Source organism: Actinacidiphila polyblastidii (assembly GCF_036353415.1).
Taxonomy (GTDB): Bacteria; Actinomycetota; Actinomycetes; order Streptomycetales; family Streptomycetaceae; genus Actinacidiphila; species Actinacidiphila polyblastidii.
In genome coordinates this window covers 507,539-521,016 of record NZ_JAZEWV010000001.1, presented here as the reverse complement: position 1 = coordinate 521,016, position 13,478 = coordinate 507,539, and the positions used below count along the sequence as shown (strand labels likewise).

Annotated in this window: 10 protein-coding genes; 6 read left to right on the top strand and 4 right to left on the bottom strand. The window is 74.2% G+C overall.

The genetic code is table 11. From position 1 onward, the window contains the following. Position 1: 1 nt before the first annotated feature. Positions 2-709: an SDR family NAD(P)-dependent oxidoreductase gene (locus V2S66_RS02090; RefSeq protein WP_330792635.1), complete on the bottom strand. Its 708-nt coding sequence runs from the start codon at positions 707-709 to the stop codon at positions 2-4. Positions 710-810: 101 nt separating this feature from the next. Between V2S66_RS02090 and V2S66_RS02085 the strand changes: the two genes are divergently transcribed. Next, entirely contained in the window at positions 811-1,653 is an 843-nt protein-coding gene (locus V2S66_RS02085) for a helix-turn-helix transcriptional regulator (protein ID WP_330792634.1), read from the top strand. Here the strand turns inward: V2S66_RS02085 and V2S66_RS02080 are convergent. Continuing rightward, complete coding sequence (locus tag V2S66_RS02080) at positions 1,643-2,350, bottom strand: GntR family transcriptional regulator (protein ID WP_330792633.1); 708 nt, start codon at positions 2,348-2,350, stop codon at positions 1,643-1,645. The genes V2S66_RS02085 and V2S66_RS02080 overlap by 11 nt on opposite strands. A 241-nt stretch (positions 2,351-2,591) precedes the next feature. On the opposite strand from V2S66_RS02080, the gene V2S66_RS02075 reads away from it, so the two are divergent. Beyond that, a complete protein-coding gene (locus V2S66_RS02075; protein ID WP_330792632.1) occupies positions 2,592-4,190 on the top strand; it encodes a Na+/H+ antiporter in 1,599 nt (532 codons plus the stop codon). Between the two features lie 257 nt (positions 4,191-4,447). After that, positions 4,448-4,987, top strand: coding sequence for an AMIN-like domain-containing (lipo)protein (locus tag V2S66_RS02070; protein ID WP_330792631.1), 540 nt, complete (start codon positions 4,448-4,450; stop codon positions 4,985-4,987). Between the two features lie 144 nt (positions 4,988-5,131). Here the strand turns inward: V2S66_RS02070 and V2S66_RS02065 are convergent, their stop codons facing one another. After that, positions 5,132-6,556 carry an MFS transporter gene (locus V2S66_RS02065; protein ID WP_330792630.1) on the bottom strand — a complete coding sequence of 475 codons (1,425 nt, stop codon included), beginning with the start codon at positions 6,554-6,556 and terminating at the stop codon, positions 5,132-5,134. A gap of 148 nt (positions 6,557-6,704) precedes the next feature. On the opposite strand from V2S66_RS02065, the gene V2S66_RS02060 reads away from it, so the two are divergent. The 3 genes from V2S66_RS02060 (at position 6,705) to V2S66_RS02050 (ending at position 12,320) form a co-directional block, all read left to right on the top strand. Further along, on the top strand, positions 6,705-7,373 hold the full coding sequence (locus V2S66_RS02060) for a TetR/AcrR family transcriptional regulator (protein ID WP_330792629.1): 669 nt from the start codon (positions 6,705-6,707) through the stop codon (positions 7,371-7,373). A gap of 295 nt (positions 7,374-7,668) precedes the next feature. Next, positions 7,669-10,113 carry an endonuclease/exonuclease/phosphatase family protein gene (locus tag V2S66_RS02055; protein ID WP_413966271.1) on the top strand — a complete coding sequence of 815 codons (2,445 nt, stop codon included), beginning with the start codon at positions 7,669-7,671 and terminating at the stop codon, positions 10,111-10,113. A 359-nt stretch (positions 10,114-10,472) separates the two neighbouring features. After that, a complete protein-coding gene (locus tag V2S66_RS02050; protein WP_330792628.1) occupies positions 10,473-12,320 on the top strand; it encodes a discoidin domain-containing protein in 1,848 nt (615 codons plus the stop codon). 53 nt (positions 12,321-12,373) lie between these two features. On the opposite strand, the gene V2S66_RS02045 is transcribed toward V2S66_RS02050, so the two are convergent. Further along, a complete protein-coding gene (locus tag V2S66_RS02045) occupies positions 12,374-13,300 on the bottom strand; it encodes an NADP-dependent oxidoreductase (protein WP_330792627.1) in 927 nt (308 codons plus the stop codon). Positions 13,301-13,478: the final 178 nt, after the last annotated feature.

The window sequence follows — 13,478 nt, the reverse complement described above, 5'->3', positions numbered from 1 at the left end:
GCTACCAGGACAGCGGGCCGGCCGCGTCGAAGTAGCCGCCGGTGGGGCCGTCGGGGCCGATCGTCGCCATCCGGACGATGATCTCCGCACCCTGCTCGACGGTCTGGACGCCGCTGTGGCCGTTGAGGTCGGTGGCGGTGAAGCCGGGCTCCACCACGTTGATCCGCAGCTGCGGGAAGGCCTTGGCGTACTGGATGGTGAGCGCGTTCACCGTGGCCTTCGAAGCGGGGTAGGCCACGCCCGGGTAGCCGTAAGCCGGGTCGGCGGGGTCGGTGAGGCGGGCCATCGAGCCGAGGCCGCTGCCGACGTTGACCACGACCGGCGCGGCCGAGCGGTGCAGCAGCGGCAGGAACGCGTGGGTCACCCGCACCACTCCGAAGACGTTGGTCTCGAAGGTCCGCCGCATCTCGTCGGCGGTCACCTCGGCCGCCCCGATGACGCCGTTGTCCTCGGTCCTGCCCTCGATGCCGGCGTTGTTGACCAGGACGTCCAGGCCGCCCTCGGCCTCGATCGTGGCGGCCGCCGCGGCGACCGACGCGTCGTCGGTGACGTCGAGCACCACGGCGCGCGCCCCCACCTCCCGCGCGGCCCTGCGGCCGCGCTCCGCGTCGCGGCTGCCGACCCATACGGTGTGACCTGCCTCGACGAGGCGGCGGGCGGTCTCGCGGCCGAGACCCTTGTTGGCTCCGGTGATCAGTGTGGTCGTCATGCGTCCAGCCTCCGTCCGGCGGCGCGCCGCCGCCAGGCATGGATCTTCCTGGGACCAGCGGTACCAGGACGGCCGGTGACGTGCGGGGCACACTGGTGGGCATGGGTACAGCGGAGTTCGGCGGGGCGGTCCGCCGCTGGCGGGACCGGGTCCCGCCGCAGGCCGCGGGGCTGCCCGCGGGCGGGTACCGGCGGGCGGCCGGGCTGCGCCGCGAGGAGCTGGCGCTGCTGGCCGGCATCTCCGTCGACTACGTGACGCGGCTCGAACAGGGCCGGGCGCTGCACCCGTCGGCGCAGGTCGTCGAGGCGCTGGCGCGGGCGCTGCGGCTGTCCGCAACGGAGCGGGCGCACCTGTACCGGCTGGCCGGACTGGACGCGCCGGGGCCCGACACCGTGCCCACCCACCTCACCCCGAGCGTGCAGCGGATGCTGGACCGGCTGGCCGGCACGCCGGTCGCGGTGCACGACGCGATCTGGACGCTGCTGGTCGCCAACGCCCCGTACGCCGCCCTGATGGGCGAGCCGGCCGACCTGCGGGACAAGGAACGCAACGGCGTGTGGCGGCAGTTCCTCGGCTCGGGCGGCGGCCGGGTGCGCCACACCCCCGAGGCGCAGCGGGAGTTCGAGGCGGTGCTCGTCACGGACCTGCGGGCGGCCGCCGACCGCTATCCCGCCGACGAGCGGCTGCGCGCGCTGGTGGCCGAACTGCGCGCGGGCAGCCCGCGGTTCACCCGGCTCTGGGAGTCCGGCACGGTCGGGCGGCACGACACCGCGCGCAAGACGATCGACCACCCGCGGGTGGGCCCGGTGACCCTCGACTGCGACGTGCTGCTGGTGGGCGGCAGCGACCTGCGGATCAACGTCTACACGGCCGAGCCCGGCACCGAGGACGCCGAACGCCTCGCCCTGCTGACGGTGCTGGGCACCCAGTCCCTCACCGGGTAGCCTCGCCGCCCGCCCGCGGGGCGCGGAGGCGGGCGCGGGCGAGGTGCCGGGCCAGGCAGTCCTGTGCGCCCCGCACGTCGCCGGCGAGGACGAGGTCGAGCAGTGCGAGGTGTTCCGCGGCGGATGCGGCGAGGCGGCCTGCCGCGTCGGGACCGCTCAGGCCGCTCAGGCCGGCCGGCCCGTCCGGCCCGTACCGGCAGGAGCGATCGCGGAGGCCGCCCACCACCTGCACCAGGTGGTCGTTGCCGGCCAGGGCGAGCAGGCCGAGGTGGAACCGGCGGTCGGCGTCGAGGTAGCCGGGGAAGTCGTGGCGGCGGGCGGCCTCGACGGTCTCCAGGGCGACGGGCCGCAGCGCTTCGAGATCCGCGGCGGCGGCCGTGGCCGCGACCCGTCCGACCGTCGGCACCTCGATCAGGGCGCGTATCTCGGTGTACTGGTCGAGGTCCCGCTCGGTGACCGCGGTGATCCGGAACCCCTTGTTCCGGACGGCTTCGACCAGGCCCTCCCGGGCGAGACCGTGCATGGCCTCGCGCACCGGAGTGGCCGAGACGCCGAGCGGCGCGGCGAGCGCGGGCGCGGAGTAGACCCGGCCCGGTCGCAGTTCGCCCGCGGCCAGCGCGGCGCGCAGCGCGTCGGCGACCTGGTCGCGCAGGCGCTCCGGCGCTGCGACCGCGCCGCGCGGCGGCAGATGGCCCACGTCCGCTCACTCCTCCGATCCGGTGAGCGCCGAGTATACGATGCGCCGTTTGTCCGATCTTGCGCCCGGCGTCCGGGCCGGTGCGGACGGTCCGAGGCGGCCGGTGGCGGTGCGCGCCTGTTCGGCGGCGACAAGAATCCGATAAAATCACCAGCGGTGTGCCGGGAAGCCTGGTCGGCACGGGGAACGGACTGCGGCGCCCGCGGCAGCGACCCCGTTCTCGTGATCAGGGGCTCCGCAGATGCGCGCAGTGGCAACCGTCCTCCTCCTGGTGGTGCTGGCGACCGCCGTCGCCACCTTCGCCCGCAGCCGCCGCATCCCCGCCCCCTCGCTGCTGGTGCTGGCCGGCCTCGGCGTCGCGCTGGTGCCGGGCACGCCGGAGCTGCACATCCCTCCGCAGGCCATCGCGCTGATCGTGCTGCCCCCGCTGCTCTACGCCTCCGCCGAGGAGTTGTCGCTCCGCGACCTGCGCACGGTGTGGCGCCCGGTGACGGTGCTGGCGTTCGGCCTGGTGCTGTGCTCGGCGGCGGCGGTGGCCTGGGTGGCGAGCGCGCTGACCGGTCTGCCGCCGGCGACCGCCTTCGTGCTCGGCGCGGTGCTGTCGAGCACCGACCCGGTGGCGGTCACCGCACTCGGCCGCCGGCTCGCGCTGCCGGGGCGGGTCCAGGTGCTGGTGCAGGCGGAGAGCCTGTTCAACGACGCGACGTCGCTGGTGCTGTTCAAGGTCGCGATCGGCATCGCGGTGGCCGCCGGGCCGGTCGGCGGGGCCGCGGCGGCGGGACAGTTCGCGCTGCTCGCCGGCGGCGGCAGCCTGGTCGGCGCGGGCGTCGCGGGCGTGGTCGCGCTGATCAGGCGGCGCACCGTGGACCCGGTGCTGGAGACGGTGATCGCCCTGGTCACCCCGTACAGCGCGTACGTGCTCGCGGAGTCGGCGCACACCTCGGGGGTGACCGCGGTGGTCGTCGCCGGGGTGCTGCTCGGCCGCTCCGGCCACCGGCTGAGCGACGCCCGCATCCGCCTCCAACTGCACGCCGTCTACGCGGTGGTGGTGTTCCTGCTGGAGAGCGTGGTGTTCAGCGTCGTCGGCCTGACGCTGCCCGAACTGGTGCGGGTGCTGCCGGACGGCACCGGCGGCTGGCCCGAGCAGGCGCTGGCCCTGGCGGTGGTGGTGATCGGCGTCCGGCTGGTGTGGATGCTGGCGCTGTCCACCGCGACGCACACCGGCACGAGCACCGCCGCGGGGGTGGGCGCCGCGGGCGGGGGCGGTACGGGCGGGGCCCGCGGGCGGCCCTCCTGGCGGGTCGCCGCCGTGGTCTCCTGGGCGGGCACCCGCGGCGTGATGCCGCTGGCGGCCGCCCTGTCCATCCCGCTGGCCACCGAGAGCGGTGCGCCGCTGCCCGGCCGCGCGCTGGTCCTGGTGCTCACCACCGCGGTGGTCGTCCTCACCCTCGTCGTGCAGGGCCTGACGCTCGCCCCGGTGGTGAACCGCTCGGGCCTGGCGCTCGAACCCGAGCACACCGCACGCGAGGAGGCCGACGCCCGCGACGCCCTCAACCGCGCCGCCCTCGCGCACATCGACGAACTCGCCCTGCTGGACGCCCAGCCCCGGCACGCGGTGGACCGGGTGCGGCGCGGCCTCGCCGCCCGTCTCGACCACGACGCGGACGACTCGGGCAGCGCCTCGGCGGACACCGCGTACCGGGAGCTGCGCCAGGGCGTGATCGCGGTGCAGAACGCCGAACTGCGCCGGCTCTACGACGCGCACCTGATCAGCGCCGCCACGCTGCGCGGCCTGCGGCACGATCTGGACCGCGAGGAGGCGGCGCTCGGCGGCAGGTGAATCAGCGGCAGGTGAATCGGCGGCAGGTGAGTCGGCGCAATTGCGCCGCCGGGCAACCGATGACACCGACCGGCCCGCGTGATTCGATTTCCGTGCTCTGCGACCGCGCCGGAATCCCGGAACGGTCCGCCGGGGGCGGCGCCACGTGGGGCGGAGCGGAGAACTCCCTTTCCCTGGCTTCCCTGGCCGGAATTCCGGCCTTTCACGGGACGTGGCATGCCCGTATTCCGGCATTCGGCTCAGGAAAGGAACACCGCGTGTCCGCTCGTTCCGCTCTCTCGCTGCCCGCCCGTCTCACCCGGACCGCGGCGGCCTCGCGGCTGCGCTCGGCGGCGGTGGCCGCCGCGCTCGCCACCGTCGCGCTCGCCGGCCTCGGCGCCGCGCCCGCGCAGGCCGCCTCGACCCCCTGCCAGAGCGGCGACCACTGCATCCTCGACGCGCGCACCGGCGCCCACCCCGACTACGACCGGGTGGTCTTCGACCTCAGCGACGGGACGCTGCCCGGTCTCACCGCGGTGCCGTCGGCGGACGGCGCGTTCTTCCCGCCGCGCGGCGACGAGGAGTTCCCGTCGATCCCGGGGTCCTCGTACCTGATGCTCACGTTCACGCCCTCGGTCGCCTACACGTACACCACGCCGATCGAGGACGTGGTGAACCTGCCCTCGCTCAAGGGCGTCGAGCTGCTCTACTCCGCCGAGGGGGACACCGAGTTCGCGCTCGCGCTCGGCAGCCACTCCACGTACCAGCTCTCGCACCTGACCGCGCCGAACCGGCTGATCGTCGACATCTACCACTGAGCGGCGGCCGCCGCGGGCGGCTGCCCGGCGGCGGGCTCGGCGAGCAGAGGATCGATCACGGCGTGCAGGTCCTCCTCGCCGACCGGCCGGAGCGCACGCGCGGCGATCCGGCCGGTCCGGCCCCCTCCCCCGGCCGCCGGGGCGTCAGGCGGCGGCCGCCGCCTCGGCGATCTGGTCGGCGCTGGGGGCCAGGCGCGGGGCCACCGCGGTGACGGCCAGGTTGACGACGGTGAAGGCCGCCGCGATCAGGAGCCCGCGGTGGTAGCCGGCGACCAGCGCGTCGAGCTGGGAGGAGCCGGCGGCCAGCGCGTCGCCGGCGCGGGAGGTGGAGAGCGTGGTGACGACGGCGAGTCCGAGGGCGCCGCCGACCTGGTAGAAGGCGGTGACCACACCGGACGCGGCGCCGGCCTCGCGCGGCGCGACCTCGGCCACCGCGGCGATCTGCGCGGGCACGCTGACCGCGATGATGCCGACGCCGAACAGCATCAGGCCGGGCATCAGCGTGGTCGCGTAGGAGCCGTGCGCGCCGGCCCTGGAGAGCAGCAGCAGCGCCGCGACGTCGATCACCGAGCCGGCGACCTGGACCGGCCGGGTGCCGAACCGGGTGACCAGCGGCGTGGTGGCGACCGCGGCGAGGATCGCGGCCGCGCCCATCGGCAGGAACTCCAGCCCGGCGCGCAGCGCCGACCCGCCCCGCACCTGCTGGAGGAAGATCGCGGTGAGGAAGAACATGGACAGGAACGCGGCGCCGTTGAGCGCCAGCGCGCCGCCCGCGGTGCTCAGCGCACGCGAGCGCAGCAGCCGCAGCGGGACCAGCGGGGCCGCGGCCCGCGACTCGACCGCGACGAAGCCGGCCAGCAGCGCCGCGCCGGCGGCGAGGCAGCCGACCACCTCGGGCGAGGACCAGCCGGCGGGCTCGGCCCGCACCACGCCGTACACCAGGGCCAGCAGCCCGCCGGTGCCGAGGACGGCGCCCAGCAGGTCGAAGCCGCGGTTGCCGGGGTGCGGCGCGATGTGCCGGACGAAGACGGGGGTGACGGCGACCAGCGCGATGACGATCGGCACGTTGACGATGAACACCCAGCGCCAGCTGGCGGAGTCGACCAGCACGCCGCCGGCGACCACGCCGAGGGTGCCGCCGAGTCCGGCCAGGCCGCCCCATACGCCCATGGCGATGTTGCGGCGCCTGCCGTGCTCGAAGGTGACGGTCAGGAGGGAGAGCGCGGCCGGCGACAGCAGCGCGCCGCCGAGACCCTGGACGGCGCGGGCGGCGATCAGCCAGCCGGGCGAGGGGGCGAGGCCGCCGGCCAGCGAGGTGGCGCCGAAGAGCACCAGGCCGATGACGAAGACCCGGCGGGAGCCGAGCAGGTCCGCGGCCCGGCCGCCGAGCAGCAGGAAGCCGCCGAAGAGCAGGGTGTAGGCGCTGATCACCCACTGCAGGCCGTCGGTGGTGAAGCCGAGGTCACGCTGGATGTCGGGCAGCGCCACGTTCACGATGGTGACGTCGAGCACCACGATGAACTGGGCGAGGGCCAGCACGGTGAGTGTGGCCCAGGGACTGCGTCGCATGATGGTCTCCCCCAGGTATACGACGTATGCTTACGAGTAACGCTTACGGCGTCACCATACACGCCCCTGTGTACGCCGTATACCTTGCCCGGGAAGGCCGCGGCGCCGGTTGCGTACGCTGGACACACCGACATCGAGGAGGCGGACCATGGCCGCGCAGAAGCGCCTGAACCGGGACGAGTTGATCGCCACCGCGCTGGCTGTGGCCGACGCCGAGGGGCTCGACGCCGTCACCGTGCGGCGGGTCGCGCAGGCACACGACGTCACGCCGATGGCGCTCTACCGGCACTTCCCCGACAAGGACGGCCTGCTGGACGCGATCGCCGAGCGGCTGCTGACCGGCGCCGTACCGCCCGAGCCCGACGGGCGGCCGTGGCACCGGCAGATGCACGACCTGCTGAGCAGCCTGCTGGCGGCGCTGCGCCCGCACCCGAACGCCACCCCGCTGGTGCTCACCCGCGTCATGCTCTCCGAGGCCGGACTGGCGGTGACCGAGCGCTGCCTGGCGCTGCTGGCCGAGGGCGGCCTGTCGGTCGACGAGGGCGCGGAGACCGCCTGCCAGGTGCTCAGCGCCCTGGTCACGCTCGTCGTCACCGAGCCGGGCCGGATGCTCGGCGAGGACCGGCAGGCGCACGAGGCCGCGCTGCGCACGAAGCGGGCCTCACTGCTCGCACTGGACCCGGCCCGCTACCCGCACGTCGTCGCGGCCGCCGCTCCGCTCACCGACTGCCCGAGCGACGACGCCTACTACGCGCGCGGCATCGACATGATCGTCACCGGCATGCGCGGCGCCGCCGGAGCCCGGCAGCCCGTCTGACCTGGCGTCAAATGGGCGAATGAACCCCGAAAGGCGTCGAGGCGGCGGAAATCCCTCCCGCACCACACCCAGATTTAACCGGGGAACTCCTTCTGCGACCCTATCTACGCGCGTATCTTGAGGCCGGTCGCGCCATGCCCGCACCGCGGGCTGACGCGCCCTCATGTCAGCCGGCTCCCCGTGAAGGAGAACCCCTCAGGTGTCGCACCCCTCAGAGGCCACGCCGCCTCAGCCCGCGAGACCCCGGTCCGCCGCCGAAGCGGGCCGCGCCGCGTCCCGGTTCCGCAAGCGCGTCCTGCCGATAGGCATCGCGGGCGCCGTCGTCCTGGCCGGCCTCACGGTCCACTCCGCCTTCGCGACGGTGTCCTCCGACGGCCTGGTCGCCGAGGTGTACGGGGGCGGCGGCAACGCCGGCGCCACCTACACCAACGACTTCGTCGAGCTGGCCAACGCAGGCTCCGGGCCGCTGGATCTGAGCGGCTACAGCGTGCAGTACCTGTCCGGCAGCCCGACCTCCACCTCCAAGTGGCAGGTCACCACGCTGACCGGCTCGCTGGCCGGCGGCGGCCGCTACCTGGTCGGCGAGGCCGCGGGCACCGGCGGCAGCACGCCGCTGCCGGCGCCCGACGCCACCGGGACGATCGCGATGTCCGGCACCAGCGGCACCATCGCGCTGGTCTCCGGCGCCGACCCGCTGACCTGCCTGACCGCCGCGGACTGCGCCGCCGACGGCCGGGTCAAGGACCTGGTCGGCTACGGCACCGCGGTGGTCCACGAGGGCGCGGGCGCGGCCGCGGGGGCGAGCAACACCGCCTCGGTGGCCCGCGGTTCCTCGCTCGCCGACACCGACGACAACGCGGCCGACCTCACCCCCGGCGCGCCGACCCCGCAGAACTCCGGCGACGTCGGCACCGTCGGCGGCGTCTCGGGCGGCGCGGACGGCGGCACCCCGCCGACCACGCCTCCCACCACGCCCCCGACGACGCCGCCCACCACCACCCCGCCGGTCACCGCGGCGATCCACGACATCCAGGGCGACACCCGCGTCTCGCCGCTGGAGGGCAAGGCCGTCACCGGCGTCACCGGCGTCGTCACCGGGGTGCGCGACTACGGCTCGTCCAAGGGCTTCTGGTTCCAGGACACCCACCCGGACGCCAACCCCCGCACCAGCGAGGGCGTGTTCGTCTACACCGGCGCGGACCCGGCGGTCGCCGTCGGCGACGCGGTGTCGGTGGCCGGCACCGTCTCCGACTACTACCCGGGCGGCGCGACCGGCGGCGGCCAGGCGGTCACCGAGGTGACCAAGCCGACGGTCAGCACGGTCTCCTCCGGCAACCCGCTGCCCGCGCCCGTGGTGCTCGACTCGCACAGCGTGCCGGACGCGTTCGCGCCGAGCGCGGGCGGCGGCAGCATCGAGAACCTGCCGCTGCGGCCCACCGAGTTCGCCCTCGACCTGTACGCCTCGCTCGAGGGCATGAACGTGCAGATCGGCGACAGCCGGGTGGTCGGCGCCACCGACCCGTACTCCGAGCTGTGGGTCACCGTGAAGCCGGCGCAGAACCCGACCAAGCGCGGCGGCACCCTCTACACCGGCTACGACCAGCCCAACTCCGGCCGCCTGATGGTGCAGTCGCTGATCCCCACCGCGACCTCGGCCTTCCCGACCGCGAACGTCGGCGACACCCTGGCGGGCACCACCACCGGCCCGCTGGACTACAACCAGTTCGGCGGCACGTACGCCCTCCAGGCGCGCGTGCTGGGCACCGTGCGCAGCGGCGGCATCCAGCCGGAGGTCACCGCGAAGGCGCACGCCGACCAGGCCACGATCGCCACGTACAACGTGGAGAACCTGGCGCCCGGCAACCCGCAGGCGAAGTTCGACGCGCTGGCCAAGGGCCTGGTCACCAGCCTGCGCTCGCCCGACATCGTGGCGCTGGAGGAGATCCAGGACAACAACGGCGCCACCGACGACGGCACGGTGGCCCCCGACCAGACGCTGCAGAAGCTGACCGGCGCCATCACGGCGGCGGGCGGCCCGCAGTACCAGTGGCGGCAGATCGACCCGGTCAACGACAAGGACGGCGGTGAGCCGGGCGGCAACATCCGGCAGGTCTTCCTCTTCAACCCGGCGCGGGTCGGCTTCACCGACATCCCGGGCGGCGACTCCACCACCGCGGTCGGCGTCACCGGCACCGGCAGCGCGACCGCGCTGACCGCCTCGCCCGGCCGGATCGCGCCGAACGACCCGGCGTGGACCACCAGCCGCAAGCCGCTGGTCGGCCAGTTCACCTTCCGCGGCAAGAAGCTGTTCGTGATCGCCAACCACTTCGACAGCAAGGGCGGCGACCAGGGCGTCGACAGCCGCTTCCAGCCGCCGGTGCGCAGCTCCGAGGTGCAGCGGGTGCGGCAGGCGATCATCGAGCACGACTTCGTGCAGCAGCTGGAGACCGCCGACCCGCACGCCGAGGTGGTGGCGCTCGGCGACCTGAACGACTACCAGTTCTCGCCCGCCGTGCTCAGCCTCACCGACAACGGCAAGACGCTCACCGACCTGGTCGGCACCCTTCCGGCGAAGGAGCGCTACTCCTACGTCTACGAGGGCAACTCGCAGGTGCTCGACCACATCCTGGTCAGCCCGAACCTGGACCGTCGGGTGGACTACGACGTGGTCCACATCAACTCCGAGTTCGCGAACCAGACCAGCGACCACGACCCGCAGGTCATCCGCCTGGAGCCGTGACCGCAGCAGATCACCGGGCCGGGTCCGGGAGCCGCACGCGCTCCCGGACCCGGCCCGTCCGCGTCCGACTCCTTGACGCCGCACAGCGCTCGGGATAGACAACTCCCTGACTGAGAGAGCGCTCTCACGAGCGCGCGGCACCCTGCACACGGCCCCCCACCCGGTCAGGAGAACGTCATGTCACACACGCCTCCCCGCGGCGCCGGTCCGCTGCTGGGCGCCCCTCCCCTCTCGGTCCGCCTCCCAGGTCACTCCAGCCACCACGCACCCTGAGGTCCCGTAAGCGCTTACGGGCGTCCCGTGCGCGTGTGGGAGCGCTCTCCCCCACGAATGAGCACCTTCCGGACAGGAGACCACGCATGTCCAGCGGACACGCACCAGAGCACGACACGGGCGGTGGCACCCGCCACGCCCGGCGTCGCCGGGGCCGGCTGGCCCTCGCCGCGCTGGCCGTCGGGGCGATGAGCCTCGCCGGTCTCGCCGCGGCCACCGGCACCGGTGGGGCCGCCACCCCCACGGCGGCCCCCGCGGGCGGCCTCGCCCCCGCCGCGGCCGCGGCGCCGAACGCGGTGCCGGCGCCGCCGGCCGGCTTCACCAGCACGTGGAGCGACGACTTCAACGGCGCCTCGGGCACCGGCGTGCCGGCCGCCGACTGGAAGTACGACACCGGTCCCGGCAGCAGCTTCGGCACCGGCGAGATCGAGACGATGACCAACAGCACCTCGAACGTCTACGAGGACGGCGCAGGGCACCTGGTGCTCAAGGCGCTGCACTCGGGGACCGACGCCCGGTCCGGCTGGACCTCCGGGCGGATCGAGACGCAGTCCTCGTCGTTCGGCGCGCCTCCCGGCGGCGTGGTCATGATGCAGTCCTCGATCCAGCAGCCGAACCTCACCACGGCCAACGGCGCGGGCTACTGGCCGGCGTTCTGGATGCTCGGCTCGACGCTGCGCAGCGGGGTGGGCTGGCCGACCTCGGGCGAGGTCGACATCCTGGAGGACATCAACTCCCGCAGCTCGGTGTTCGGCACGCTGCACTGCGGGGTCAGTCCGGGCGGCCCGTGCAACGAGTCGACGGGCATCGGCTCCGGTGAGCACGCCTGCTCCGGCTGCCAGACGGCCTACCACACCTACGCGGTGCAGATCGACCGCTCGGTGTCGCCCGAGCAGATCCGCTGGTACCTGGACGGCCAGAACTACTTCACCGTCAAGTCGACCCAGGTCGACGCGACCACCTGGGCGAACGCGGTGGACCACCCGTTCTTCATCATCTACGACCTGGCGATGGGCGGCGGCTTCCCCGACGCCTTCGGCGGCGGCCCCAACGCCGCGACCGTCTCCGGCGGGCAGATGAACATCGACTACGTGGCGGTCTACAACAAGGCGCCCGGTGGCGGCGGCACCACCCCGCCGCCCGGCAACGACATCGCGCAGGGCAAGCCGACCACCGCGTCCTCCACCGAGAACGCCGGCTCCCCGGCCTCCGCGGCCACCGACGGCAACACCGCCACCCGCTGGTCCAGCGCCTTCAGCGACCCGCAGTGGCTCCAGGTCGACCTGGGCCAGTCGTACGACGTCAGCCACGTCCAGCTGAACTGGGAGACCGCCTACGCCAAGGCGTTCCAGGTGCAGGTGTCCAACGACGGCAACGCCTGGACGACCTGCTACCAGACGACGACGGGCGCCGGGGGCGTCCAGGATCTCGACGTGCACTGCACCGGCCGCTACATCAGGGTCTACGCGACCCAGCGCGCGACCACGTACGGCGACTCGCTCTACGAGTTCTCGGTCAACGGCACGCCGGGCAGCGGCGGCGGCACCGCCACCCTGCTGTCGCAGGGCAAGGCGGCCACCGCGTCCTCCACCGAGAACGCCGGCACGCCGGCCTCCGCCGCGGTCGACGGCGACGCCGGCACCCGCTGGTCCAGCGCCTTCAGCGACCCGCAGTGGCTCCAGGTCGACCTCGGCGCGAGCCACGCGATCAGCCAGGTGAAGCTGAACTGGGAGGCCGCGTACGCCAAGGCGTTCCAGATCCAGACCTCCGCCGACGGCACCAACTGGACGACCGTCTACACCACCACCACGGGGACCGGCGGCAACCAGACCCTGAACGTCTCCGGCTCCGGGCGCTATGTGCGGGTGTACGGCACCCAGCGCGCCACTGCCTACGGGTACTCGCTCTACGAGTTCCAGGTGCTGGGCAGCTGAGGACCGGCGGGCCCTCCGTCCGCGCGGCGGCGCGGACGGAGGGCCCGCTGCCGTCAGACGGTGAGCACGATCTTCCCGGTCACGTGCCCCGACTCGCTCTCGCGGTGCGCTGCGGCCGCCTCGTCCAGCGGGAAGACACGGTGCACCGGCAGTCGCAGCCTGCCTGCGGCGAGCAGGCCGAGCGCCTCTTCGAGCGCGGGGCCGCCGCGGTACTCCTCCGGGCCGCCGGAGGTGAACCGCACGCCGTGCTCGCCGGCGCCGACCGCGTCCGCGATGCTCACCACGCGGTCCTTGCCGCCGGTCAGCTCGACGGAGTCGGCGATCGCGCCGCCGCGGCCCGCGCCGTCGAGGGCCGCGTCCACCCCCTGCGGGGCGAGCGCCCGCACCCGCTCGACGAGCCCGTCGCCGTAGGCCACCGGAATCGCGCCGAGCGACCTGAGGTGCTCGTGGTTGGCCTCGCTCGCGGTGCCGATGACGGTCAGCCCGCGGGCCACCGCGATCTGCACCGCGACGCCGCCCACGGCGCCCGCGGCCGCGTGCACGAGCAGCGTCTCGCCCGGCTGGACGCCGAGCAGTTCGAAGGCGCGGTAGCTGGTCTCCGCGGCGACCGGGAGGGCCGCGGCCTGCTCCCAGTCGAAGGTGTCGGGCTTGAGGGTCATCCGGGCGGCGTCGGCCAGCGCCTGCTGGGCGTAGGCGCCGGTGACGGTGGTGCCGAACACGGGGTCGCCGACGACGAGCCCGCCGACCCCCTCGCCGACCGCGTCGACGACGCCCGCCGCCTCCAGGCCCGGCACGTGCGGGAAGGTGACCGGGAAGACCTGCTCCAGGTAGCCCGCCCTGATCTTGTGGTCGAGGGCGTTGACGCCGGCGGTCCGTACGGCGATGCGGACCTGGCCGGGGCCGGGTTCCGCGACGGGCACGTCCGCCGCGTGCAGCACGTCCGCGGCGCCGAACCCGGTGAAGACGATGGCCTTTGACATGAGGATCACGGTCCCTTGGAAGTCGAGGTGGGGTGAGGTGCGGTCGAGGTGGAGTCGTCGTGCGGTGGAGGTGGGCTGCGCGCCGGGGCCGCCTCGGTGTGCGGTCCGACGCGTTCCAGCATGGTCGGGCGGCGGGCGCGACCCGGCCCGTCCTTCGGCGGGTTCCGCCTGGCCGTTC